At 65.7% G+C, this 26,307-nt stretch carries 19 protein-coding genes; 12 read left to right on the plus strand and 7 right to left on the minus strand.

All coding sequences use genetic code 11. The annotated features are described in order from the left end of the window. Positions 1-12 precede the first annotated feature (12 nt). The 3 genes from SCLO_RS17035 to SCLO_RS17045 form a co-directional block, all read right to left on the minus strand. The gene (locus SCLO_RS17035) at positions 13-972 is read right to left on the minus strand and encodes an IS481 family transposase (RefSeq protein ID WP_096362068.1); all 960 of its coding nucleotides are present in this window, start codon (positions 970-972) and stop codon (positions 13-15) included. A gap of 138 nt (positions 973-1,110) precedes the next feature. Next, positions 1,111-1,794: a GntR family transcriptional regulator gene (locus tag SCLO_RS17040; protein ID WP_066514329.1), complete on the minus strand. Its 684-nt coding sequence runs from the start codon at positions 1,792-1,794 to the stop codon at positions 1,111-1,113. 110 nt (positions 1,795-1,904) lie between these two features. After that, positions 1,905-2,690, minus strand: a complete 786-nt coding sequence (locus SCLO_RS17045; protein WP_066514331.1) for a hypothetical protein — start codon at positions 2,688-2,690, stop codon at positions 1,905-1,907. Positions 2,691-3,143: 453 nt separating this feature from the next. Between SCLO_RS17045 and SCLO_RS17050 the strand changes: the two genes are divergently transcribed. Continuing rightward, a complete protein-coding gene (locus SCLO_RS17050; protein WP_066514333.1) occupies positions 3,144-4,442 on the plus strand; it encodes a helix-turn-helix domain-containing protein in 1,299 nt (432 codons plus the stop codon). Between the two features lie 75 nt (positions 4,443-4,517). Here SCLO_RS17050 and SCLO_RS17055 read toward each other — a convergent pair whose 3' ends face one another. Together SCLO_RS17055 and SCLO_RS17060 are read right to left on the minus strand one after the other, a co-directional pair. Beyond that, positions 4,518-6,065 carry an alpha/beta hydrolase domain-containing protein gene (locus tag SCLO_RS17055; RefSeq protein ID WP_231923268.1) on the minus strand — a complete coding sequence of 516 codons (1,548 nt, stop codon included), beginning with the start codon at positions 6,063-6,065 and terminating at the stop codon, positions 4,518-4,520. A gap of 1 nt (position 6,066) precedes the next feature. Further along, on the minus strand, positions 6,067-8,439 hold the full coding sequence (locus tag SCLO_RS17060; protein ID WP_231923269.1) for a TonB-dependent receptor: 2,373 nt from the start codon (positions 8,437-8,439) through the stop codon (positions 6,067-6,069). Positions 8,440-9,137: 698 nt separating this feature from the next. Between SCLO_RS17060 and SCLO_RS17070 the strand changes: the two genes are divergently transcribed. Further along, a complete protein-coding gene (locus SCLO_RS17070) occupies positions 9,138-10,283 on the plus strand; it encodes a cupin domain-containing protein (RefSeq protein WP_066514341.1) in 1,146 nt (381 codons plus the stop codon). 9 nt (positions 10,284-10,292) lie between these two features. Here the strand turns inward: SCLO_RS17070 and SCLO_RS17075 are convergent, their stop codons facing one another. Further along, on the minus strand, positions 10,293-10,847 hold the full coding sequence (locus tag SCLO_RS17075; protein ID WP_066514344.1) for a pseudouridine synthase: 555 nt from the start codon (positions 10,845-10,847) through the stop codon (positions 10,293-10,295). Positions 10,848-11,177: 330 nt separating this feature from the next. Between SCLO_RS17075 and SCLO_RS17080 the strand changes: the two genes are divergently transcribed. The 6 genes from SCLO_RS17080 (at position 11,178) to SCLO_RS17105 (ending at position 17,529) form a co-directional block, all read left to right on the plus strand. Continuing rightward, the gene (locus SCLO_RS17080) at positions 11,178-11,888 is read left to right on the plus strand and encodes a response regulator transcription factor (protein ID WP_066514351.1); all 711 of its coding nucleotides are present in this window, start codon (positions 11,178-11,180) and stop codon (positions 11,886-11,888) included. A 115-nt stretch (positions 11,889-12,003) separates the two neighbouring features. Continuing rightward, entirely contained in the window at positions 12,004-12,702 is a 699-nt protein-coding gene (locus SCLO_RS17085) for a carbonic anhydrase (RefSeq protein WP_066514352.1), read from the plus strand. 3 nt (positions 12,703-12,705) lie between these two features. Beyond that, positions 12,706-14,202, plus strand: coding sequence for a SulP family inorganic anion transporter (locus SCLO_RS17090; protein WP_066514353.1), 1,497 nt, complete (start codon positions 12,706-12,708; stop codon positions 14,200-14,202). Between the two features lie 293 nt (positions 14,203-14,495). Next, positions 14,496-15,332, plus strand: coding sequence for a TorF family putative porin (locus SCLO_RS17095; RefSeq protein WP_066514356.1), 837 nt, complete (start codon positions 14,496-14,498; stop codon positions 15,330-15,332). Positions 15,333-15,505: 173 nt separating this feature from the next. Further along, on the plus strand, positions 15,506-16,216 hold the full coding sequence (locus tag SCLO_RS17100) for a response regulator transcription factor (protein ID WP_066514358.1): 711 nt from the start codon (positions 15,506-15,508) through the stop codon (positions 16,214-16,216). Positions 16,217-16,278: 62 nt separating this feature from the next. Further along, positions 16,279-17,529: an ATP-binding protein gene (locus SCLO_RS17105; RefSeq protein ID WP_083948983.1), complete on the plus strand. Its 1,251-nt coding sequence runs from the start codon at positions 16,279-16,281 to the stop codon at positions 17,527-17,529. A gap of 13 nt (positions 17,530-17,542) precedes the next feature. Here SCLO_RS17105 and SCLO_RS17110 read toward each other — a convergent pair whose 3' ends face one another. Next, on the minus strand, positions 17,543-19,210 hold the full coding sequence (locus SCLO_RS17110) for an alkaline phosphatase family protein (RefSeq protein WP_066514747.1): 1,668 nt from the start codon (positions 19,208-19,210) through the stop codon (positions 17,543-17,545). Positions 19,211-19,286: 76 nt separating this feature from the next. Here SCLO_RS17110 and SCLO_RS17115 point away from each other — a divergent pair, with 76 nt between their 5' ends. The 4 genes from SCLO_RS17115 to SCLO_RS17130 all read left to right on the plus strand — a co-directional run bounded on the left by SCLO_RS17115 (position 19,287) and on the right by SCLO_RS17130 (position 26,286). After that, positions 19,287-21,314 (plus strand): protein-disulfide reductase DsbD family protein, encoded by a 2,028-nt coding sequence (locus SCLO_RS17115; protein ID WP_066514363.1) that lies wholly within the window; start codon positions 19,287-19,289, stop codon positions 21,312-21,314. Beyond that, a complete protein-coding gene (locus SCLO_RS17120) occupies positions 21,314-22,054 on the plus strand; it encodes a TlyA family RNA methyltransferase (protein WP_066514365.1) in 741 nt (246 codons plus the stop codon). The genes SCLO_RS17115 and SCLO_RS17120 overlap by 1 nt, the downstream gene beginning before the upstream one ends. A gap of 68 nt (positions 22,055-22,122) precedes the next feature. Then, entirely contained in the window at positions 22,123-23,169 is a 1,047-nt protein-coding gene (locus SCLO_RS17125) for an efflux RND transporter periplasmic adaptor subunit (RefSeq protein WP_066514368.1), read from the plus strand. Positions 23,170-23,181: 12 nt separating this feature from the next. Then, positions 23,182-26,286: an efflux RND transporter permease subunit gene (locus SCLO_RS17130; protein WP_066514369.1), complete on the plus strand. Its 3,105-nt coding sequence runs from the start codon at positions 23,182-23,184 to the stop codon at positions 26,284-26,286. The last annotated feature ends 21 nt before the right edge of the window (positions 26,287-26,307 follow it).

Genomic DNA, 26,307 nt, shown 5'->3' on the forward strand with positions numbered 1-26,307 from the left:
CGCCATATGTGCCTAGTTGTTCAGTCCCGGCATCTGGTGGATTGGGTTGACGATGAACCGTTCTGGCTCTGACGTCCAGATCTTGGCGATGTATTCGTAGGGTGTGAGCCCGCTGAGCGTTTTGAGCCTTCGGGCGAAGTTGTAGGCGGCCATGAAGTCAGCGAGGTGCGTCCGGAGTTGCTGATGGCTGTCGTAGTGGAAGCGTTTGACGGTCGCCTCCTTGATGGTCCGGTTCATCCGCTCGACCTGGCCGTTGGTCCACGGGTGGTTCGGTTTGGTGAGACGATGCTCGATGTCGTTTGCCTCGCAGATCATGTCGAAGCGCATCTGGCGTGACCATGCGGTGTTACGGTTGCGCGGCTGCTCGGCGAACTGGATGCCATTGTCCGTCAGGATCGTGTGGATGCGGTAGGGCACCGCTTTCAGCAGGTGTTCGAGGAACTCCCACGCCGTTCGGCGATCCGCCTTGTCGACGAGTTGCGTGACGGCGAACTTGCTGGTGCGGTCGATGCCGACGAACAGGTACAGCTTGCCTTCTGCAGTTTGCACTTCGGCAATATCGATGTGGAAGAAGCCGATCGGATAGCGTTTGAAGCGTTGTCGCTTTGGCTTGTCACCTTCGATGTCGGGCAGGCGAGAGATGCCGTGTCGCTGCAGGCACCGATGCAGCGCCGATCGTGTCAGGTGCGGGATCGATGGTTGCAGGGCATAAAGACAGTCATCGAGCGGCAGCAACGTGTGTCGACGGAACGCCACAACCATTGCCTCCTCGGCCTCGGACAGGGTGGTGGAATGAGGGGCCTTCGGCCCGGTCTTCAAATCCTCGACCGTCGCCCGCTTGCGCCACTTCGCCACCGTCTTCGGGTTGATCCCCAAATCCCGGCTCAGCGTCGCGAGCGAAGCTTGCGATCGCTGTATTGCTGCTCGGACGGCGTGCGTGGTCGTGGCGCTCCCGTGACGTACCTGTCCCATAAGGCTTCCTTCCATTCCAACGAAAGGATCGCACCATCAAACCGTGGGATCAAACAACTAGGGGGTAGGGGAATGGCTGTGGCCCTCCCCGCACATCGGGGGGGGCGTGGCCGCAGTCAGCCGTCCGGCGGGAAAGCATCAAAGATTATAGGCAATCCTGATTTCCGCCGAAGAAGCGGTCATCAGCCGCAGCGCTTCATCCACATTCTGGTTCAGTATCGCCACCAGAATTTCTTCATGATAGGCGATCCATTTATAGGGATCGGAATTGAGGGTCATGATCTGCGCGGGGTAGCAGAAGATCAGGGATTGCAGCCTGCCGCGCGTTTCCCACAGAAACGGGTTGTCGACCACGGACGCGATCGAATCCCAGAAGCGTATATTTTCCTCGCTATACTTGATCACCCGCCGTTCATTGCCGGCCGCTTTCGCAAAAGCCTTCGCTTCTTTCAGATTCTTTTCGAGGATCGATTTGACCTTCGGCTCCTTCGCGCTCTCGGTCGCGCGCCGGATGGCGAGCGAGGTCAGGGTGTCGAGCACATCGAAAATGCAGGATATATCCTGCGGCGTCAGCTTGCGCACGGCCGCGCCGCGGTTTTTCTCGATCGTGACGAGGCCTTCGACTTCCAGCCGCTGCAATGCCGATCGAACCTGACGCTGGGATGCGCCGAATTCGGTGATGAGGTCGATCTCTACGAGCCGCTGCCCCGGCACATATTTGCCGTTATGGATGCCTTCGCGCAATTGTATTTCGAGATGTTTCGCGGCGTCCTCCTCCGCGACCTTCTTTTTCCTGGCGGGCGACTTTGCAGTGGTCTTCATGTCAATCCTCAGATCCGGAAGGCAGCCACCGGTAGAAGCTTCTCGTTTCCGTTATTTTCTCTCTGTGGGACTTGGAAAATTTTCATGGGATGTCAAGCGTCAATCCCGCCTCATAGGCCCTGCTTGCGGCCATGGCGGTGCAGGCGGACCAGAAGCGGAAGCACCATGACAAGCGTCAGCGCATACAGGCCGATGCCGAGCCACAGGACGTGCGAATAATCATTCTGCGCGACGATCAGCGCCGCCAGGGCCGGCCCTGCCGCGGTGCCCAGCATCTGGGCGGCTATGCCATGTGCGAGGATGCCGCCGGTCTTGTCGATCTTGGACAGGAAGGACAGCAGCAGCGGATGCATGAAGTTCCAGAAGAAGCAATAGGCACCCGCGGCCACCGCAAAGGCCAGCGACGAAAACGGACCCAGAAGGAAGACGAGCGACACAATACTGCCCGCCACGGCCCCGGCGGTTGGAATGATCCTGCCGAATTTCAGGCCGATCAACGTGAAGCTGAGCGACACGAAAACGCCGGACCCAAGCCCGGCCAGCCCCCGAACGATCAGGGACAGGGGAAGGGATTGCTGAAGAGGCGCGATGGTGCCGTGAAGGAAATTCGCGGCGGCGATGACGAGCGCGGCCAGCGCCATCATCGCGCGCCAGTTGAAGCGATGCAGGACGAAACCCATCACCAGCGTCGTGACGGCGATGCCCCACATTTCCGCCGACGCGATATATCCGGCTTGCTGATCGTTGAAACCATAGCCGGCGACGAGGCCATGGACAAAACCGGGCTGCACGATGAAAACCGCTGGCCCGATGACGCTGATATACAGGATCGCCAGCAATATGATCGGCCTGTTCACATCCCGCGACCCGTCCCGTGAAGCCCGGTCGATGTTCATCGGCATTTTCCTTCGCTACCCGATGCGCCGGTCCGCGGGGGCATCCGACCCGCTCTGCTTCGTGCCCGCGTGGGGCATCTCGGCGGTCATCGGGAGATAGGTGTTCACACGGCGGTTGTTGATATCTGGAGCTTGATGATGTAGCAATATATTATGCGAAATAAAATGCAGGACACGGCGAGCCCCGGCCGGTTCATGGACTCATACCCGGTCGAATGGGGGAAATTCCGGCGGTTGCTTCAGGCTTTCGGGCAGTCGCGGGCCTCCTTAGACGCCCGCTCTCCGTCAGTTTCGGGTGGAGGGACGGCCGCGCTCCCGTCCCAAATGTCGCCCCGGTCCTGCGTAAACTTCTGGCCGGTGTAGGGAAAGCCAGTATGCATGGAGGGTTCCGCTGATGTCCGCCATCGGGCAGGAGGGAGGCGAGCCAGGTGATCTTAGCCCGAAGGACTGCATATGGAAGATGCGGATTGGAAGTCTCGGCTCAGGGAAGAGGCGGAACGTATCCGGCTCGGCAAGAGGCTCGGCAAGTCGGCGCAGATCAATCGGCTGTTCGATTATCTTGTCGAGCGCTCTCTCATGGGGACCGCCACCAAGGAAATCGAAGTGGCGCGGGAAGTCTTCGGATGGTCGGCGGATTCCAACGCCGGGCTGGATGCGACCGTGCGCACGCATGTCCATCGGCTGCGCAAGAAGCTGGATGAACTGGCGGCGGAAAGCGACGGAGATCATCTTGCCCTTCCGCGCGGCGAATATCGGCTGGTGCTGGTTCCGCAGGAGCATGATGGCGGCCGGGGTATATTGTTCGACCGGCCGGGCCGATCAGCCGCCTCCATCAGCATCCGGGGCAGGCACCTGTTCTGGATTGCCGCGGGCCTTTTCGGTCTGGCGCTGGCGGGCTGGCTCGGCTGGATCGCGCATGCGGGCTATCATCCTGCCGATCGCCGGGCGGCTTCCGCCTTCTGGAAGCCGCTGACGACCAGCCGTTTCCCGACATTGATGGTCATGGGTGACGACTATACGTTCGGCGAATTCAACGATCATGGAGCCGTCGCGCGGCTGATCCGTGATCCCGCCATCAATACGCGCCAGGATCTGGATCGGGAAAAGCTTCTGGTCGGCGGCGCCAGCAAGGGTTTTGTCGACCTCGACTATCACACTCTGCCCGAAGCGATGGGACCGGCGCTGACCATGGTGGCGCCCATCGTCCACGCGGCGACGGGCGACCCGGAAAGACCGGCGGTTGTCGGCATATCGCGCTTCCCGACCGAAATGCTGGGCCGCAACAATATCGTCTATGTCGGCTTGCTCGGCGGACTTCGCCTGTTGGCCGCTCCCCTGTTCGAAGGATCGCGTTTCTCGGTTTCCGACGATGGAGACAGCATCCTCGATCGGGAGACGAAGCGACGCTTCGAGTCGGATTGGGCCGACCCGGCGGAGGACAGGCTGCTTCGCCATGATTATGCCTATATCTCCAGCAGGCCGGGGCCGATCGGCAACTGGATATTGGTGATTTCCGGGACGCGCGATCCGGCGCTGAAGGAAGCCGCGCAAATCGTGTCGAGCCGCGCGAAACTCGATCAGCTTGCCAGGATCGCCGGCAATGGCCCGTTCGAGGCAGTCTACGAAGTGCGCACCTATGGGCCGTCCAACTATACCAGCCGGCCGATCATCGTGCGGCCCATCCCTGCTGGCGCACGCGTACCCGGCGCCGATCCGGCCAAAGCCCAGTCGCGCCGCCAGCCGTCCCCGTGAGAATTTCGGCCCCTCGACCCGGAGCGCGCAGGATAGACGCTCCGGGCGAACTCGTTCCCGTGACCGGGGGATCGTTCAACGCCGGGGAAGGGGAACGTCCCGCTCGAAATCCTCGGGACTGGCGATGGGTTTGAGCGTTGCGGCGTCTTCCGGCAGCAGATAGCCCTCCTTCACCGAACGCTGCTTGGCTTCCTCGAAACGGCGCGCGTAATCGGCGTAGCTGCCATACATCTTCTTCAGGCGCCTGGCGGAATAGGGCAGCTTGCTGTCATAGACCACGCCGCAGCCGGTTTCGAAGTCGGTCCAATATTCCGCGCTCGGCACCGTGATCCACGGGGGACGAACGCCGCCCACGATGTTGCCGGTCTTCGCGTCGCGCACGACCGTCTTGCCCCGGCGCACCACGCGCGGCGCCATCGGCATGGGAGTGCCGTTGCGAACCCAGCGATCCATCGCATCGAGAAGCGCCGAAAAGGGAAGCTCGGCCGGTTCGTCGTAGATGAACTGGCAGCGCGGGTCATTGGGCTTGCCCCGCTCGTTCGGCCAGGGTTCCACTTCGTTGGTGCCGAGGTCGGCTTCGCGCAGATGGGGGGTGCCCATCACCTCGTAATAGCGCAGCTCGGGCTTGTCCGTATCCGCCGGCAACCTGATGCCCTCCAGCACGTCGTGCAGGGTTTCCGACTGGCTGTATACCGTCACGAATGGGACGTTTTCGGGCATTTTCCGGGGAATGCGAATGGCGTCGCCCGCCACCTCGCCATAGGCGAACCTGCCCGTCATATAGGCGTCGATCAGCGGGCGTCCATCGGGCAGGCGCCATTGCTGGTGACGGCCCTGGTCGAGATAGTCGAACCATATCTGCGCCGTGACGGCCCAACTGTTCACATAGACGCGCTCCACCTTCAGCCCGGCCATGGGGCCCGAGGGAAGGTTGGACTTCAGCATCAGCGCCAGTTGCGCGCCGATTCCCTGGGATTGCGGCACGAACGGATCGGGCGCGCCGCCCCGCTGGAATCGCGTCTCGTCATAATAGCTGCCCAGCGGCGCATAGCGCGCATAGTCGAAATCCCGCATGAACTCGAAATTGACGATATCGCCATAATGGTTGATGCCGTCGCCCGGCGACGCGGGATCGGCGTCGCTCGGCGGAAATTTGGGATCGTTCTTCGGCTGGTTGATGTTGAGCGTGTAGCCGACGAACGCATATCCCTTGCGCAGCAGATATTCGCGCGTGAGGATCCAGCCCGCCGCCCGTTCGCCGAACCAGGTGAACGGCTCGATTACCACCGTCCCGTTGAACCGGGCGGCATCCTTCGGTTTGCGGACGAGGATGCGCGTCACATAGGGAGCCTGCGCCACCGTCTGCCCGCTCGCCGTAATGGCTGGCGCTATGCCCGAAAGATAATATTCCTCTTCGACATAACCCGCCTTTTTCAGGTCCACATATTCCGTGCCCTTGCGCGCCGCCGACGACAGCGGGATATTCCCGCTGTCGGGGACCGGCGTGACAATCGGCATCGGCGGGGTTTCGGCGCGGGCAGGGGCTGCCTGCGCCGTTATGGAAGCGACGAGGATCATACCGCCCAGTCGCAGAACGGTCGCCGCAGCCCTTGCAATTTTCATGTCAGAAATTGACCCTGTATTGGACGCCGATCTGGCGTGGACGGCTCACCGCGGCACGCGGCAGGCGTTGGGACGACCCATCGGGAAGCATCTCCGAAGGCTCGAAGCCGGCGGTGTAGAGATCACCCATGTTGAGCCGCTTGTCGAGCAGGTTCTTGCCATAGATGAGCAACTGCGAATTCCCGAAACGGACACCCAGCGTGGCGTTGACCATGTTGAAGGGCTGACGGGTCAGGAAGCCGCCGGCGCTGTTCGCGACCTTGACCGGTCCGGTATAGCTGTAGTCGGCGCTGGCGGTGAGCGAGAGGCTGTCGGTCAACGGAGCTTCATAGTTGCCGGAGATCGACCCGGTCCATTTCGGGGTCTGTGCGAGCCGGGTGTTGGGCAGCTGCTGGGTCAGGCCCGGATCCTTGAGGACGCCGTCCGTATAGCCCAGGCCGAGCTGGATCGTCAGCGGCACGTCGGCGATCGGGCGACCCGAGATTTCCAGCTCGCCGCCGCGAATCCGCGCCTTGCCCGCATTGGCGATGAAGCTGAAGGTGCAGGTCGAATCGGTCATGACCTGCTGCTGGATATCCGACCAGTCGATCTGGAAAGCGGCGGCCGATACGCTGATCCGCCTGTCGGCGAACTGTCCCTTCGCCCCGACCTCGTAGCTCCACAGGGAGTCGGACTTGAACTGCTGGATCCCGTCCCTGGTGAGGCCGAGCCTCTCCACGGCGCCTTCGCAGAAATCGGGGAGCCTGCCCTGCGATCCGCCGATGCGGAAGCCCTTCGCCGCGGAAACATAGACCGTGCCCTCGTTCGGCAAGGCATAGGACAGGACGAACTTCGGCACGATCCCGGTTTGCTTCGACGACCGCGCGGGCGTGAAGTCGCCGCCCGGCGCACTGAAGATGCCCTTGGACAGCGTTTCGTCGTTCTTCTGGCCGATCCAGTATTTGCGCAGCCCGACCGTGAGGGTCAGCTTGGGAACCGCCTCATAATAGAGTTCGCCGAAGATCGCGGTGTTGTTGTCATGCGCGGGGAAGGCCTGATCGGCAACATAGGGCGTTTGGCCCGCCTCGCCCAGTTCGGGCACGAGGACCGGGGGCTGGATGAAGTTGTTGTCGCGATGCTGGTGGAACACCCCGACGATGCCGGAGAGGTTCGGCAGGAGCGTGCCTTCATCGAAGGACAGGCGGTTTTCCGAGGTGAAGCGCTTGTCCTTGGAAATGTTGAGGGACCAGAGCGCTGGATGCCCGATATCGCCGATACCGCTATCGCTGCTCTCGAAATATTCGTTGTTCCCCTCGGTCACATCTTCCAGTTCCCTGGTGCGGCGGGCGAAATAGCTGGTCGACGACACGATCGAGAAGCCTTCTCCCGAATAGCGCAGCACCAGCGAGGCGAGGCCCCAGCGGTCCTTGGAATATTCCTGGACATCGCGATCGCGGTTCAGCGTGTAGGACACCGGCTTGTAGGCGGGCAGGGGCACATAGGCGGCCGGGAATCCATGCAGATTGGATATCTGGCCGATGCCGCTGAGCGATGCTTCCAGGCTGTCGGTCAGCTTGACGCGCAGAGTCGCCGAAGCGGAGTAGGCGTCGTTGCGGCCTTGACCGCCCCTGCGGAGAAGTTTGCTGGTGTCGGGATAATTGGCCGGAAAGCTGCGCACCAGGAAGCCGGATTCCCGCAAATAGCCCCCCGCAATGTTGAGCGACACGCGATCCGGCACCAGAACGATGTCCGCGCGCGCGTTACCGTCGAAATCGAAGCCGCCATCCTTTGTGCCACCACCCTGCACCTGGACCGCGTAGCTGTTTTCCGTGAAGGACGGCTGACGCGTGATGAAGCGGAGGTTGCCGCCCATCGAGCTTGCGCCGAACAGCGTGCCCTGGGGGCCTTTCAGCACCTCGATCCGGTCAAGGTTGAGCACTTGGGGGCTGATCGACGCGGGGACCGGCGTATCGTTGATGTAATAGGCGGTGGTGTTTGCGCCCGCGACGCCCCGGACGGTCGTTTGACGGCCTCCCACGAAGCCGACCGAAGAGAAATCCGTGCCCTGACCATATTGGAAGGTCAGGTTCGGAATCTTCGTCGCATAATCGGTAAAGCTCTGGATGTTCTGCTTTTGCAGAAAGTCCGAATTATATGCCGTGATGGACGCGGGCACCTCGGTCAGGGATTCGTCCCTGCGCCGCGCGGACACGATGATTTCCACCGAGGATTCCGATCTGGCCTTGTTCCCCGCCGGGGACCGGGCGTCTGCCGTCTCCTGCGCGGAAGCGGGCGCGATCCCGGCACTCGATAACGCTAGCAGGATGGCCAGATGCGAAATCGTGCCCAGCTGGCGGCTGCGAAAAGATTCCTGTTCCCTTATGTGCCCCATCATTGTTTTTCTCCCTCATTGTTTGATTATTGAGCCCGGCGGTTGAGCCGGGCCGTCCCCCGTCCCCTGACCTGTTCTTATCGTGTCAGGTTTGTTCCCATCATGTCGGGCTTGCCCATTGGCATACCCGCCCTGGCGCACCTGCGGCCCGCCGTGGCATAGGGTTGGCCCCAGACTTCATTGGACTCGCCAAATGCCATGAAAGGGTGGCGAGCGGCCGTCGCGGTGAGGCGAGGGCAAAGGCCAGCGATCTGGAAAAATGGAGCTTCAAAGCTCAGCTGCCTCCCCCCTTTGCGCATAGGCGGCGCGCTGCCGATGCGTTTCTGAAACATGTAGCAAAAGGCTCGATTGCCTGATTTTTGGGTTCAGCTTTGCTTATATGACCGGTTTGGCCGAGGATAGCGCTGCACCGGCGGAAGGGACCGTTCTGAACGGTGCGGGAGACGGATTTCCGGGCATCCCGACATCATTTGTCGAACGGTTGCGCACCGTTGCACGGTCCATTGACGCTGCGTTAACGGAATCGCCATGCGGCCGTCAGGCCGTGGAGGCCGTGCCGCCGGAGCCTTTGGGAGCGGACCGCCCGTCTCCCTGGGCATGTCGGATGCGCGTTGCGCCGCATCGGCGGTTTCCCGGTTCGCGCCTTGTCATTCCCCCGGCGCGCTGCCATAGCCGCCGCGGCATCCGGGAACGGCAGGGCTATGCAATTCGCAAAATTCGACATTGGCCTTTTCCTGCGCGAACATTGGCAGCGCAAGCCGCTGTTGATCCGCAATCCATGGACGGACTGGACCAATCCCCTCGAACCCGACGAACTCGCCGGGCTGGCCTGCGAAAGCGCCGTCGAATCGCGCCTCGTCCTGCGCGCCGGCGACGGCTGGTCGCTCGAACATGGCCCTGTCCCCGAAGCGCGCTTCGCTACGCTGGGGGCGGAGCCATGGACGCTGCTGGTGCAGGCCGTCGACCATCATGCCGCCGACGTGACCGCGCTGATCGAACCGTTCCGCTTCATCCCGAACTGGCGCATCGACGATGTGATGGTGAGCTACGCGACCGACGGCGGCGGCGTGGGGCCGCATTTCGATCAATATGACGTGTTCCTGATCCAGGGGCTGGGCCGCCGCCGCTGGCGGGTGGGCGCGGTCTGCGACGAAGAAACGCAGCTGCTGCCCCATGACGATCTGCGCCTGCTCGACCATTTCGAGGCGACGGAGGAATGGGTGCTGGAGCCGGGCGACATCCTCTATCTGCCGCCGCGTTTCGCGCATGACGGCGTGGCGGTGGGCGACGATTGCATGACCTATTCGATCGGCTTCCGCGCGCCCTCGCGCAGCGAGCTGATCGCGGCGTGGTGCGACGATGCGCTGGCCGATCTTCCCGAAGACGACCGCTATGCCGATCCCGGCCTGCCTTTGCAGGACAATCCTGGAGAGATTTCCGCGCAGGCGCTGGACCGTCTTCACGCGATGATCGCCGAGCGGCTTATGGACCGCGAAGCCTTTGCGCGGACCTTCGGCAGGCATAGCAGCACCCGGCGCTATCCCGATATCGACTGGCGGCCCGACGAACCCATGGAGATCGCCGAACTGCGCGCCCGGCTGGAACAAGGCGCGGCCTTGTCGCGCAATCCCGCCAGCCGCTTTTCCTTCGTCGCCCATGCGGCCGATGCGCTGTCGCTGTTCGTCGACGGCCAATGCTTCGAATGCCGCGGGGATGCCGCCGCTTTCGCCCGGAGCCTGTGCGCGGCGGATCGCGTGGAAGCCGGTCCGGACCTGACGGACGACGCGCTGGCGACGATCCGCGCGCTCTGCAATCAGGGCAGCATCGCCTTCGACGAGGAGGATTGAGGCAGCCGTCTATCGGGGGACGGGGGCTTCCCGCCACTCTCCCGGCGCCAGGCCTTCCACGCTCCAGCCGCCGACGCTCCATCGCACCAGCCGCAGCGTGGGCAGGCCGACCGCGGCGGTCATGCGGCGCACCTGCCGGTTGCGGCCCTCCCGGATCGTCAGCCTGATCCAATGGTCGGGCACGCTCTTGCGGAACCGCACCGGGGGATCGCGCGGCCAGAGGGCGGGCGGCTCGATGGCTTCGGCCATGGCGGGCTGCGTCGGGCCGTCCTTCAGGCGCACGCCTTGCCTCAGCCGGTCCAGCGCGGTCTCGTCGGGCGCGCCTTCGACCTGCACCAGATAGGTTTTCGGCAGCTTGAAACGGGGATCGGCGATCCGGGCCTGCAACCGGCCGTCATCGGTGAGCAGCAGCAACCCCTCGCTGTCGCGGTCGAGCCGTCCCGCCGGATAGACGCCGGGCGCGTCGATGAAGGCGGATAGGGTCGGGCGCGCCGTTTCCGCGCCGCGATCCGTGAATTGCGAGAGCACGTCATAGGGCTTGTTGAACAATATCAGCCGCGGCATGCCTTCTCCGGTGTCGATCCTGCCGCGTCTCTCTAGCGGCGGGCCGCGGCTTCGCAAAGCGCCGCATGATGCGCATGGAGCAGTATGCAGGGGGATGACAATCGAATCCCACCCCGGCTTTTTTCCCGGATCGTCAGGCGTATCCATCAGGACATGTTCCGCGCCTCCGGCAATATTTTGTTACGTTCTGCATATCCGGCAGACATGTGGTCCGGCTAGAGGGTGGGCGATCCGGCGTGACGGCCGCGAGTAGGGAGAAGCCTCCATGTCTTTCGCCATGGCACGGGACGCCGCCTCGCTCCTTTCCTGCCCCGCGTCCATGGGGACGGGATGAGCCATCCGCTGGTCCTTGTCGCCGAACAGCAACGGGAATTGCGTCACGACCTGCGCGCCTTTCTGGAGCAGAGCGGGTTCCGGGCGCTGCCCGTTTCCTCCGAAAGCGGCATATGGGACGCGATCGCCACGGAGCCGGTCGATGCGCTGGTGCTGGACGCGGGGCTGCGCGGCGCCGATGGCAGCGGCCTGTGCGGCGGCGTGCGGGCGCGCAGCGACGTGCCGATCATCCTGGTCGGCGCGGACAGCACGGAGGTCGACCGGATCGTGGGACTGGAACTGGGCGCGGACGATTTCATCGCCAAGCCCTATTCGACGCGGGAAGTCGCCGCCCGCCTGCGCGCTGTATTGCGACGCAGCAAGACTGCCTCCATGCCGGGCGAACGCCGCCGGAACGAAGCGCGTTTCGACGGCTGGATCGTCGACTTCGCGCGGCGCGAGGTGATCGACCCGGACGGCGCGCCGGTCGATTTGACGGCGGCCGAATTTGCCTTGCTCTCCCTGTTCCTGGACAATGCCCGTTCGATCGTCCCTCGTGACAACTTGCTGAAACTGAATGGAAGGAAGGGCAATCCTTCATCGCCCCGCAGCGTGGACGTGCTGGTCAGCCGTCTGCGGCGCAAGCTCGACCATCCCTCCCGCGCCGCGCCGATCGTGACGGTGCGCGGCCTCGGCTATATGTTCAGCGCGATCGTCGAGCGGCACTGAAATCCAGACATAGTTTTTAACAGAAGCGCTGCGCCGCAGCAAAACGGCATCTTTATTCTTCCTGTCAAAGCCGGTCCTCCCCGACCGGCGCACACAGACAGGAAGGATAACCGACATGAACGAGCTTATCGGTCGAGTCTTCAGTTTCGAAAGCCATGTCTTTCCGAACCAGAGCGCGCTCTACAACCGGCTGGCCAGCGACGGGCAGAGTCCCAAGGCGCTGATGATTTCCTGCGCCGATTCCCGCATCGTCCCCGAACATATCATGCAGGCCGACCCCGGCGACCTGTTCGTGTGCCGCAACGCCGGCAATATCGTGCCGCCCTTCGCCACGCAGAATGGCGGCGTATCCTCGACCGTGGAGTTCGCGGTCATGGCGCTGGGCGTGCGCGACATCATCGTGTGCGGACATAGCGACTGCGGCGCGATGAAGGCGCTGGTACATGACGAGTTGCTGGCGCCCATGCCCAATGTCGCGGCCTGGCTGCGCCATTCCCACGCCGCGCAGAAGGTGGCGCGCGACAGCTATCCCGCCGATCTGAGCGATAGGGAAAAGATTCGCGCGGTGACGCTGGAGAATATCGTGGTCCAGCTCGCCCATCTGCGGACCCATCCTTCGGTGGCGTCGGGCATCGCGCGGGGCGAGATCGCGCTGCACGGCTGGTTCGTGGACATCCATGCGGGGCAGATTCTGGGCCTCGATGGCGAAACGGGCCGTTTCCTGCCGCTGCGCGAAGGGTCGCCGCTGCCCGTCGCGCTTCCCCATGCGCGCCGTCTCGCCGCTGAACCATTCTACGCGCAAGCCGCGGAGTAAGCCATGCTGAAAGCCTTTTCGGGCGGCACGTTCAGCCGCGACTTCACCGCGTCCATCGTCGTCTTCCTGGTGGCGATGCCCCTCTGCATGGGGATCGCCATCGCGTCCGGCGTGCCGCCGGAAAAGGGACTCATCACCGGCATCATCGGCGGCATCGTCGTCGGCCTGCTGGCGGGGTCGCCGCTTCAGGTGAGCGGCCCGGCGGCGGGCCTGGCCGTCATCGTCTTCGAAATCGTCCGGGAACAGGGTCTTTCGGCGCTCGGCCCGATCCTGATCCTCGCGGGCGCGATCCAGGTGGTCGCCGGCCTGTTGCGGGTCGGCGGATGGTTTCGTGCCATTTCGCCCGCTGTCGTGCATGGCATGCTGGCGGGCATCGGCGTGCTGATCGTCGTCGGCCAGTTCCATGTCCTCTTCGACGACAAGCCGCTGTCGAGCGGCCTCGCCAATCTCATCGCCATGCCGGGCCAGTTGCTGGGTCTCGCCAATCAGAACGCCGCGATGGCCTTTGCCGTTGGTCTCGTCACCATCGGCGGCATGATCGGCTGGGAAAAGATCCGACCCGCATCGCTCAAGCTGTTGCCGGGCGCTCTGGTCGGCGTGGTGCTGGCGACGCTGGTGGCCTTCTTCCTCGGCCTGCCGGTGGCCCGCGTGGCCGTGCCTGAATCGATCATGGCGGCGGTCTCCTTGCCGGAGGGCAATCTCCTCGCGCAGATGATGACGCCCGCCGTCATCACCACCGCCATCGCCATCGCCTTCATCGCCAGCGCGGAAACGCTGCTGTCGGCGGCGGCGGTGGACCGGATGCATGACGGGGTTCGCACCAATTACAACAAGGAACTGAGCGCGCAGGGCGTGGGCAACCTGCTCTGCGGCTTTGCCGGGGCACTGCCGATGACGGGCGTGATCGTCCGCAGCTCCGCCAATGTGCAGGCGGGCGGCAAGACCCGCTTGTCCACCATCCTGCACGGCATCTGGATATTGGGCTTCGTCGCGCTGCTGCCCTGGCTGCTGCGGGAAATCCCGATGGCGGCGCTGGCGGGCATATTGGTGGTGACGGGCGTGCGCCTCGTCAGCCTCGACCATGCGAAGCATCTGCTGCACCGTTACGGTCCGCTGCCGGCGCTGGTCTGGGCCGTGACGCTGGTGACGGTGGTCGCGACCGATCTGCTGACGGGCGTGCTGCTCGGCATCGGCCTGTCGCTGATCGAACTGATCCCGCATGTTCGCCGTCTTGGCCTCAGGATCGACGAGACGAGCCGGGAAGACAGCCATGAAGTCGCGCTCGGCGGCACGGCCAGCTTCTTCAGCCTGCCGGGTCTCTCCGCCCGGCTGGAGGCGCTGCCCGCCGGTGGTCTGGTCGTCCTCAATGTCGAGCGGCTGGGCCATATCGACCATACCTGCGCGGAAATGCTGCGCGAATGGATCGACCGCCGGCGGGGGACGGGGACGCCTGTCGAACTGTCCGGCGCGACGGGCAGGTTGCGCCAGCTCGCCGCCTGATCGCCCCGCCCGATCTCTCCCTCGCCGCCGCGCCAGTCCCCCTCTGGCGCGGCGGCTTTTTTGTCTGGCGTGAATCTCTCTGGCAATGAAATGGAAACATCGGTTGCCGACCGGGAAAAGAACCGTGTCCCCGGCGTCACGCTTTGCGCGCCGCCTTTCGCACTTGCACAAAATACGGTTTGTAGGACGGGCCGGGCGGCATAGCCCTGTGTCTGTCCCCATGCACCGAAGGCGTTAAGAGAAGAGACCTTAGGGCTGGGAACGCAGGATGGAACATTCTTTCGAAAAGGGGAATGTTCATGAAAAAATACCAGATCGCCTGTGCCACCGTCGCGCTGATGTCCGCAGCGCCCGCCTTCGCGCAGGAGGAACCCGCCGCCCCCGTCACCGTTTCCGGCAGCGTGGCGCTTGTTTCGGACTACCGCTTCCGCGGCGTGTCGCAATCCGACAAGGGCATGGCCGTGCAGGGCGGCGTCACGCTGACCCATGAAAGCGGCCTTTATGCGGGGACCTGGGGGTCCAGCCTGTCCGGCTGGGGCACGTTCGGCGGTTCCAACATGGAACTGGACCTGTTCGCGGGCTATGCCATTCCGCTGGGCGGCGCGACGCTGGATGTCGGCCTGACCTGGTATATGTATCCCAGCGGCGCGGACACGACCGATTTCGCCGAACCCTATATCAAATTGTCGGGCGATGTGGGTCCTGTCTCCGCCCTGGTCGGCGTCGCCTATGCGCCCAAGCAGAAGGCGCTGGGCAAGGTCTATGACAGCGCGGCGTCGGTCCTGCCGGACCATCCGGGCAAGAAGAACGACAATCTCTATGTCTGGAGCGACATCAGCGGATCGATCCCCCAAACGCCCGTGACGCTCAAGGCGCATCTCGGCTGGTCGAAAGGCAATTCGGGCCTTGGTCCCAACGGCACCAGCCTGGCGCCCACCGGCCAATATCTCGACTGGATGGTGGGCGCGGACGTGGCCATTCCGGGCACGCCTCTGACCGCCGGCATCGCCTATGTCGATACCGACATCGCGCGGGTGGAGGAAAATTACATCCGCCCGAACTTCTCGGACTCGGACGGTTCGTCCATCGCGCGCGGACGGGTGGTATTCTCCCTTTCGGCCGCCTTCTAGGGGAAGGCAGGGGCCGGTCATCCGGCCCCTGCGACCTTCGATCATGTCCCTCCCATGACAAAATGTTGCTGGGAGGGCGCCATGCCGCCATGGCCCGGACCTTCGGTTGACCGTCGGCGGGCACGGTCCTATCTCCGCCCTATGATCCGCCTTTCCCGCCCGAAGCCGCTGCGATGACGGCCCCCACCATCGTCCTGGTGGAAGACGATCCGCCGCTTCGGATGCTGACCGCGCGCGCCTTGCAGGAGCATGGCTATCAGGTCCGGCCGGCATCGTCCGGGCCGGAAATGTGGGTGGCCTTCGACGCGGGGCCGGTCGATCTCGTCGTGCTCGACGTGATGCTGCCGGGGACCAACGGCATGGACCTGTGCCGCCAGATCCGCCGCAAGAGCGACGTGCCCATCATCTTCATCAGCGCCCGGGGCAGCGAGACCGACCGCATCGTCGGGCTGGAACTGGGTGCGGACGATTATCTGCCCAAGCCCTTCGGCACGCGCGAACTGATCGCCCGCATCCGCGCCATCCTGCGCCGCGCCGGCGTCGAGCGCGGCCCGGACGAGCATCGCGACAATGAAGCGCGGTTCGATGGCTGGGTCGTCAACTTCCCCCGCCGCGAACTGCGATCCCCGACCGGCGCCATCGTCGAGCTGACCGGGGCGGAATTCGACCTGCTCGGTTCCTTCCTCAGCCACCCGCAGCGCGTCATCGCGCGCGAACGGCTGATCGAACTGTCCCGCACCCGCATGGGCGACAGCAGCGACCGCAGCATCGACGTGCTGGTCAGCCGCCTGCGCCGCAAGCTATCCACGCAGGACAAGGGGGCGCCCATCACCACCGTGCGCGGCGTCGGCTATATGTTCAATGCAGAGGTCAGCCGCGCTTGAAGGGCGGCGCGAAGCGGCCGCTGGGCCTGGTCGGGCGGATTTTCGCCATATTGCTGCTGACGATGGTGCTGGAATTCGCGGTCGGCACGCTGATCTACGAGCGTTCCAGCCATTTGTCGCTTCAGGACGACGAAGCGCGCCGCCTGGCCGAACATCTCATCATCGCGCGCAAGCTGCTGGACGAACAGCCCGCCGACGCCCGGCGCTCGCTGGCGGTGCGGCTCACCACCGACCGTTACGACATCCACTGGACGCCCGCTTCCCCACCGCCGCCGCCGCTAGCGCCCGAACTGGAGCGGATGCGGCGGCAGATCGTCGCCTGGGAACCGTCGCTGGAACAATCCCGCCTCTGGCTGCGCCTGACCTCGCCGGGGCGCGTGTCGCAGATCAACGGCGGACTGCTGCTCTCGGACGGCAGCTGGCTCTATTTCGGGATGCATCATACGGGGTCGAAATGGGAATTCACCATTGGCCGCGTCGGGCTGGCGATCATTCCCGTGCTGGCGCTGCTGATCGTCGGTGGCCTGCTGATCCGCCGGACGCTGGCCCCCTTGCGCGAACTGACGCTGGCGACCGAACGCATCGGCCTCAGCGACGAAGTCGTCGTGGCGGAGGGGGGCGGCAGCGACGTGCGCGACCTGATCCGCGCCTTCAACGCCATGCAGAAGCGCATTCACCGGCTCATCACCGAACGGACGGAGACGCTGGCGGCCGTGGGTCACGATCTGCGGACGCCGCTCGCCCGCCTGCAACTGCGCCTGGAGACCGTGCCGGACGGCGAAGCGCGCGAAGCGATGGAGGACGACCTTGCCGAAATGCGCGGGATGATCGAATCCCTGCTCGCATTCCTGGGCGGAGAGAAGAATGTGGAACCGCCCGAACGCGCCGATCTGGCGGTCATGCTGGCGACGATCGCCGACGCCTTCCAGGATCAGGGGCGCGATGTGATCTATGAAGGTCCGGACCATCTGGAGCTGAAGGCGCGTCCGCTCTCCCTGCGCCGCGCCATCGGCAATCTGGTGGAAAATGCCCTGCATTACGGCCAGCGCGCGCGGATCGGCCTGTCGTCGCGGGATGGCGAGGTGCTGGTTCGCGTCGACGATGACGGTCCCGGCATCCCGCCGGACCGGCTGGAGGACGTGCTGATGCCCTTCGCCCGCCTCGACCAGGCGCGCCAGCGCAATACGCGCGGCCTTGGCCTTGGCCTCGCCATCGTCGCCAAGGCGGTGGAACGCGAAGGCGGGGATTTGTCGCTCACCAACCGCCCCGAAGGCGGCCTGCGCGCCGAAATCCGCCTGCGCGCCTCGCAATAGCCCGCGAATTATCTTATCGCGCGCCCGCGCAGCTATCCCCTTCGCCCGCGATCAGGTCCAGGCAACGCCCGTCGATCTCGCCCTTGGGCACCGGCAGGCCGATGAGCGCGGCGAGCGTGGGCAATATGTCCGCCGTCTCCACGCCCAGCGGCTGCTCGAAATGCCGCAGCCCCTTGCGCCAGAACAGGATGGGCACGCGCCGGTCGGTGTCCCACGGACTGCCATGGGTCGCGACATAGCCTTTGGTGGGATCGACGATGGGCGTGATCCGGGGCTTGAGCAGCAGCAGCAGGTCGCCCGACCGTTCCGCATCGAAGCTCGCCCGCGCCATCTGCAACAGGCTCCAGCTTTCCGGCGGGCCGGAGGGGGAAGGGGTGGCCGCGATCTGCGCCTTGGTGAACACCGTCTCCACCTGCGGATGGGCGCGCAGGATCTTCAGCGTCTCGGCCTCCACGGCGGCCCGCTGCTTCGGGGTCAGCGACAGGTCGAAATAAAGGTCGCCCATCGGCCCGTCGCCCCAGATCAGCTTGCGCCCGGACAGCCCCGTCTTGGCGCCCACGGCCGCCGACAGCGCCTTGGGCGTCAGCGCCTCGTCCACACGGCTTTCCATCGGCATGGCGTTCTGCCGGTGCCGCTCGGGCAGGTCATGGCCGCCATGGTCGGCGGTCAGCACCACCACATAGTCGATGCCGCTCTTGTCCAGCTTGTCGAAGAAAGCGCCCAGTTCCCGGTCCAGTCGCTCCACCTGGATGCAGCTTTCGGTCCCTTCGGTGCCATAGGTGTGGCCGACATAATCGGTCGCGGACAGGCCGATGGAGATGATGTCGGTCTGCGCCTGCCGCCCCAGCGCCATGTCGTCGATGACCGCCGCCGCCAGCGCCAGCGTCAGCGCGTCCTGCTCCGGCGAGGCGCGGAAGACCTTGTAATCGCCAGCTTCGCGCGCGAACCGCCCCGTTCCCACCGTCTTGCCCCCGCCGACGGCGACCGGGAAGTCCTTCGCCGCGCATTGCGGCGGCAGGTCGAAGCCCGCGCTCGGCTGCGCCAGCCTTTGCGCGAACACGTCATTGACCTTCGCGATCAGCGGCGGCACCGCCACGCCCTTGTAGCTCACATAGCCTTTCGAGGTCAGCCACCAGACCTGATCGGCGGTCGGCCCGCCCATCATGATCGCCGCCCGGTCCTTGCCCGCGACCGACACCACGCGGGTCGCGGGATGGGCCGCCTTCATCCGCCCGCCCAGCGTCGGCACGCGCAGATGGACGGGGGATGCGACATAATCGCCGCTGTTCGTGCCCGGCTGCGTCTCATCCTCGGCGCAATAGACCGCCTTGTCCTGCCGCCCGGTCTTGAGGTCGAACCATGTGTTCGCGATGATGCCGGTGCGCGACGGGCGGCTGCCGGTCAGGATGGTGCTGTGGCCGGGGCAGGTTTCGGTCGCCGCATGGGATTGATAACCGCGCGGGAATGAAACGCCGTCGGCAGCCAGCCGCTTGAGCCCGCCTTCATAATAGGGCCGGTATTCGCTGAAAAGATCGCCGGAAAACTGGTCGACGGAAATCGCCACGATCAGTCTGGGCGGCGTCGCGGGCGCGCTTTGCGGGGCAGGGGCCGGGCCGGGCTGGGCGGCGGCGGGCAACGCGCAACTCGCGAGCAGCAATGCGGCGGTGGCTTTCCTCAACATCATGCGCAGGCCTTCTCATCTTGACGAGGGGTAGCTGCGGACCTAGCCCGCTGGAAGCCACCCGACCAGAGGCCCGATGCGGATATTTCATGTCATTCTCGTGACCATGGCGTTGCTGCTGACGCCGTGGGTCGCGCATGCGCAGGGCGCGTTCGGATCGGGCGCGCCGCATATCGCCGCGCGCCTCCTGCCCGAAAGCGCCGCCCCCGCGCCCGGCAAGGGCACGACCATCGCCTTCGCCATGACGCCGGAGGCAGGCTGGCACGGCTATTGGGAAAATCCGGGCGACGCAGGCCTTGGCATGACCGTCAAATGGACGCTGCCCAGGGGGGTGACCATCGGCGCGCTGCGTTATCCGGTGCCCGAAACGCTGATGATCTCGGGGCTGATGAACCATGTCTATGAAGGCCCCTATGCGATCCTCGCGCCGCTGACGATCGCGCCGGGCGTGCCCATGGGCACCCGCCTGCCGATCCGCGCGCGGGCCGAATGGCTGGCCTGCACCGACAAGATCTGCGTGCCCGAAGGCGCGGACCTCGCCATCGACCTCGTGGTGGGCGGGGGGCAGGTCCAGCCCGCCGATCAGGGCCGCTTCGACCAGTGGCGCGCCCATCTGCCCCGGCCTCTGGGCGCGCAGGCCAGTTATGCGGTGACGGATGGCCGCCTGCGCATCGCCATCCCCTTCCCGGCGGGCGCGCAGGCCAGCGACGTGCATCTCTTCCCGCTGGCGGAAGGTTTCGCCCGCTACGCCGCGCCCCAGAAAATCCAGCGCGACGGCGACCGCCTGCTCGTGGAAACCGAAGCCGGTCGGGACTTCAAGGGCGGTCCGGCACAGGCGGTGTTGCGGACGGGCGACCATCTCGGCTTCCTCCTCTCCACCGCGCCCGGCCCCGTGCCCGCGCTCCCAAGCGGCGGCGGCGCGCAAACCATCCTCATCGCGCTGGGCGGAGCGATCCTTGGCGGCCTGCTGCTCAACGTCATGCCCTGCGTTTTCCCGATCCTTGGCCTCAAGGCGCTCAGCCTCGCCCGCGCGGGCGGCGATGAAAGGGACGTGCGCCGCGAAGCCCTCGCCTATGCGGCGGGCGTCATCGCCGCCTGCCTGTTGCTGGGCGGCGCGCTGCTGGCGCTCCGGGCGGCGGGCGCGGCGGTGGGCTGGGCCTTCCAGTTGCAGGACCCGCGCATCATCCTGCTGCTCCTCCTGCTGGTGACCGCCATCGCCTTCAACCTTGCGGGCCTGTTTGATTTGCGCGCTTTCGGCGGCGGCGATCGCCTCGCCGCGAAGGGCGGCGCGGCCGGCAGCTTCTGGACCGGCGCGCTGGTGGCTTTCGTCGCCACGCCCTGCACCGGCCCCTTCATGGGCGCGGCGATGGGCGCGGCGCTGGTGCTTCCTGTCGCCGCATCGCTCGCGATCTTCGCGGGGCTGGGCCTTGGCCTCGCGCTGCCTTTCGTCCTGCTCGCCTGGCTGCCCGCCCTTCGCAGCCGCCTGCCGCGCCCCGGCCCGTGGATGGGGCGGCTCCAGCGCATCTTCTCCATCCCCCTGTTCCTGACCGCGCTCGGCCTTGCATGGTTGCTTGGCCAGCAGAGGGGCGTCCCGGCCATGACCCTCGGCTTTGGCGCGGCGTTGCTGCTCTCGCTCTTGCTCTGGTGGCTCGGTCGCCGCCAGCATCGCGGCAAGAGCGGCGGCCTCATCGTCCTCATCGGCGCGCTGGCGCTGCTGGGCGGCGGCATCGTCCTGCTTCCCACAAAAGCGCCCGCCGCCGCCGCGCAAGCCTCCGGCGCCATCCCTTTCGACGAAGCCCGGCTCGCCAGCCTGCGCGCGCAGGGCAAGCCCGTTTTCCTCTATTTCACCGCCGACTGGTGCCTCACCTGCAAGGCGAACGAAGCCGCCGCCATCGACCGCGCCGAAACCCGCGCCGCCTTCGACAAGGGGGGCGTCGCCGTCATGGTCGGCGACTGGACCAATGCCGATCCCGCCATCACCCGCTTCCTCGAAGGGCAGGGCCGGTCGGGCGTCCCGCTCTACCTCTGGTATGCGCCGGGCAAGGAAGCGCACACGCTGCCCCAGCTTCTCACCCCCTCCACCCTGGCCGTTCTGGCGCGCTGATGGCGAAGATCCGCGCCGACCAGCTTCTCGTCGATCTCGGCCTCGCCGAAAGCCGCGCCCGCGCGCAGGCGCTCATCCTCGCGGGCCATGTCTATCTCGGCGAAAAGAAGGTGGAGAAGGCCGGGCAGCAGGTCGCTCCCGACGCCCCTATCGACGTGCGCGGCCGCGATCATCCCTGGGTATCTCGCGGCGGCATCAAGCTTGCCCATGCGCTCGACCATTTCGCCATCGACGCGACGGGCCTCACCGCCATTGACGTGGGCAGTTCCACTGGCGGCTTCACCGATGTCCTTCTCACCAGGGGCGCGGCAAAGGTCTATGCCGTCGACAGCGGCACCAACCAGCTTGCGTGGAAGCTCCGCTCCGACCCCCGCGTCATCGTGCATGAACAGACCAGCGCGCGCATCCTGACGGCGGATCATATTCCCGAACCCGTCCAGATCATCGTTTGCGACGCCAGCTTCATCTCGCTCGCCAAGGTCCTGGAAAGGCCCATGTCCTTCGCCGCGTCCGGCGCGATCCTCGTCGCCCTCATCAAGCCGCAGTTCGAAGCGGGCCGCGAGGAAGTGGGCAAGGGCGGCGTCGTTCGCGACCCCGCCGTGCATGAACGCGTCTGCGCCGAAGTCCGCCACTGGATCGCCGCGCAGGGCTGGCATGTCGAAGGCGTGACGCCCAGCCCGATCACCGGCCCGCAGGGCAATGTCGAGTTCCTCCTCCATGCCCGCAAAGGCCCATTATGACCGGCGGATACATTTTGCGACAAAAGCATCTGTTGTGCCGTGCTTGCAGGCCCGTTAGCCCGTCTTCCATGCGCCTTCCCCTCGCCCTGTTCCTGTGTCTTTCCCTTGGCTTGACCGGCTGCGGCAAGGAGCAGGAGGCCAAGCCGCGCCCCGCCGCGCTGGTCGAGGCGTCGCCCATCGCCATCGCCACCTTCTCCGACGATGTGAGCGCGGTCGGCACCGCCCTCGCCAATGAGCAGGTCGTGCTGTCCGCCCCGGTGACGCAGCGCATCACCTCGCTGAACTTTGCGGACGGCGGCTATGTGAAGCAGGGACAGGTCATCGCCACGCTGGCGCAGGGGCAGGAAAAGGCGCAACTCGCCGCCGCGCAGGCGCAGGCGCTGGAAGCCCGCCAGCAACTCGACCGGATCAAGTCGCTGAAGGCGCGCGGCTTCGCCACCACCGCGACCTATGACCAGCAGGTCGCCGCCGCCAACGCCGCGCTCGCCAATGCCGAACTGGCGAAGGCGTCCATCGGCGACCGCGTGATCCGCGCGCCCTTCTCCGGCTGGGCGAGCCTGCGGACCGTGTCGGTCGGTGCGATCGTCTCGGCGGGGACGCCCATCGCCACGATCAGCGACATCTCACGCATCAAGCTCGACTTCACCGTACCCGAAACCCAGTTGTCGCTGATCCGCCAGGGCCAGCCGATCCGGGCGGTGTCCGCCGCATGGCCCGACCGGCCCTTCACCGGGACCATCGCCACCATCGACCCCGTGGTCGATCCCGCCACCCGCGCGGTCAAGGTGCGCGCGATCCTGCCCAATCCCGACCGGGCGCTCAAGCCGGGGATGCTGCTGACCGTCAGCGTCACCGCCCGCCAGCACCAGTCGCTCGCCGCCCCCGAACTGGCGGTCGTGGGCGATGGCGAGCAGCGGTCCATCTTCGTCGTGCAGGACGGCAAGGCGAAGCGCACCGATGTCCGGACCGGCCTGCGCCAGAACGGCCTTGTCGAGATCGTGGACGGCGTGAAGGCGGGGCAGGTCGTGGTGACGGACGGCGTCGTCAAGCTGACCGACGGCGTCCCCGTCCGGGTCGAGGGCGGCCAGGCCCGGCCCGCGACTCCGGCGCGCTGACGGGCCGGGACGATGCAGCTTTCCGACCTTTCCGTCCGCCGCCCGGTCTTTGCCGCGGTCGTCGCGGTGCTGCTCTGCATCGTCGGGCTGGTCGGCTATCTCAGCCTTTCGGTGCGCGAATATCCCGACACCGATCCGCCCATCGTCTCGGTCGAGACCACCTATACCGGCGCGGCGGCTTCGGTGGTGGAAAACCGCATCACCCAGCTGCTCGAAGATTCCATCGCGGGCGTGCAGGGCATCCAGACGATCACATCCTCCTCGCAGGACGGCCGGTCGGACATCAACATCGAATTCAGCCCTTCGCGCGACATCGATTCCGCCGCCAATGACGTGCGCGACCGCGTCGGCGCGGCGGTGGAGGATTTGCCGGAGGACGCGCTCGCCCCCGAAATCCGCAAGGTCGACGCGGATTCCCGGCCCATCCTCTATCTCGCCTTCTCGCGTCCCGGCTGGAGCCGCATCCAGATCAGCGATTATGTCGACCGCAATATTTCCGACCGCTTCTCCGCCATCGACGGCGTCGCGCGCGTGTTCATCAGCGGGGAGGCGCGGCCGTCCACCCGCATCTGGCTCAATGCGGAAAGGCTGGCCGCGTTCGGCCTGACCCCCGCCGATGTCGAAAATGCGCTGCGGGCGCAGAATGTGGAGCTTCCCGCCGGCCGCTTCGAATCGAAGGACCAGAACCAGACCCTGCGCGTCGAACGCCCCTTCGTCACGCCCGCCCAGTTCGACCGGCTTGTCGTCGGGCGTGGCGACGATGGCTATCAGGTGAAGCTGGGCGATGTGGCCCGGATCGAAACCGGCGCGGAAGATCCCTATACCATGTTCCGCTCCAATGGCGGCAACGCCGTGGGACTCGGCATCGTCCGCCAGTCGGGCGCGAACACGCTGGAGGTCGCGGAACGGGCCAAGGCCCTCATCAGGGATCTTGAGCCGACCTTGCCGCAGGGGATGCGGATCGCCATCGGCTCCGACGAATCCCAGTTCATCAGCCGCGCCATCGCCAATGTCTACGACACGCTGATCGAAGCGGCGCTGCTGGTCGTGCTCGTCATCTTCCTGTTCCTGGGATCGGTGCGCGCCACGCTCATTCCCGCGGTCACCGTGCCGATCTGCCTGCTCGCCACCTGCGCGGTGATGTGGCTGGGCGGCCTGTCGATCAACCTGTTGACGCTGCTGGCCTTCGTCCTCGCCATCGGCCTCGTCGTGGACGACGCCATCGTCGTGCTGGAAAATGTCTATCACTGCATCGAGCAGGGCGACGATCCGCTGGTCGCCGCCTATCTCGGCACGCGGCAGGTGGGTTTCGCGATCATCTCCACCACGCTGGTGGTCTGCGCCGTGTTCGTGCCGGTCATGTTCCTGGCCGGACAGACGGGCCTGCTGTTCCGCGAACTTGCCATCGCGATGGTCGCTGCCATCGCCTTTTCCGGCTTCATCTCCTTGAGCCTCGCGCCCATGCTCTGTTCCAAGCTGCTCAAGACGGCGGAGCGCGGGCGGCTGGCGCGCTGGATCGACGCCCGCTTCCAGCGGCTGGAGGCAGGCTATGCCGGATGGCTCGACCATGTGCTGCGCAAGCCCCTGCTGCCGCTTCTGGGCGTGGCGCTGTTCTTGGGGGTGGCGGGCGCGGCCTTCACCCTGCTCCCCAACGAACTCGCGCCCGCCGAGGATACCGGCGTGGTCGACGGGCAGGTCAGCGCCGCGGAGGGCACCGGCTTCGACCGCATGACCGCCTATATGGAGCGGATCGAAAAGGACCTGATGCCGCTCGTGAAGGATGGCACGCTCCAGCAGCTCATCGTTCGCGCGCCGGCCGGTTTCGGGTCCAGCGACGACTTCAACAGCGGCAATGTCGTCGCCTTCCTCCGTCCATGGGAGGATCGCAGCATCACCACCGCGCAGGTCGCCGACGCGATCAACAAGGTGATCGCCCAGCAGCCCGGCGTGCGCGGCAACGCCGCCGCCCGTTCCGGCCTTGGACGCGGGCGCGGCCTGCCCGTCAACCTCGTCATCGCGGGCGCGACCTATGAAGGGCTGGCCGCCGCGCGCGACCGGATCATGGCGGCGGCGGCTTCCAATCCGGGCCTCATCAACCTCGATTCCGACTATAAGGAAACCAAGCCGCAGATGCGGATCGAGGTGAACCAGCAGCGTGCCGGCGACCTGGGCGTCTCCCTCAACGACATCAGCCAGGCGTTGCAGAGCCTTCTGGGTTCCCGCCGCGTCACCACCTATGTCGACCGGGGCGAGGAATATCGCGTACTGGTGCAGGCGGAGCGGGAAGGGCGCCAGACGCTCGCCGACCTCGAACGCATCCAGGTCCGCTCCCGCAGCGGCGCGCTCGTCCCCATGTCCGCCGTGGTGACGGTCCGCGAGGTCGCGGGCCCCCGCCAACTCAACCGCTACAACAAGCTGCGCGCCATCACCCTCACCGCCGCCCTCGCGCCCGGCACCTCTCTGGGCGAGGCGCTGGCATGGCTGGAGGGGCAGGCGCGCCAGTCGCCCGAGGTGCTCGCCATCGGCTATCGCGGCGAAAGCCAGTCCCTGCGCGAAACCGGCGGGTCGATCTGGCTGGTCTTCGGCCTCACCATCCTCATCGTCTACCTGCTGCTCGCCGCCCAGTTCGAAAGCTTCATCCATCCCGGCGTCATCATCGCCACGGTGCCGCTCGCCGTGGCGGGCGGGGTGCTGGGCCTGCTGCTGACCGCGGGGTCGATCAACCTCTACAGCCAGATCGGCATCGTCATGCTGGTCGGCCTCGCCGCCAAGAACGGCATCCTGATCGTCGAGTTCGCCAACCAGCTCCGCGACGAAGGGCTGGAGGTAGCCGCCGCCATCCGGCAGGCCGCCGCCCGCCGCCTGCGTCCCATCCTCATGACCTCCATCGCCACGGTGATCGGCGCGGTGCCGCTCGTCATCCGGGGCGGGGCAGGGGCGGCGGCGCGGCACAGCATCGGCACCGTCGTCGTCTTCGGCGTGTCGCTGGCGACGCTCATCACGCTTTTCCTGATCCCGATCTTCTATTCGCGGGTTGCGGGACGAACCGTTTCACCGCAAACCGTAGGGCGACGGCTGGATTCGGCGCTCAAGGATTCGCCCGACGCCGCCGAATGAGAGGGCAGGGAGAAGAGGTGC

This window comes from Sphingobium cloacae (assembly GCF_002355855.1).
Taxonomy (GTDB): Bacteria; Pseudomonadota; Alphaproteobacteria; order Sphingomonadales; family Sphingomonadaceae; genus Sphingobium; species Sphingobium cloacae.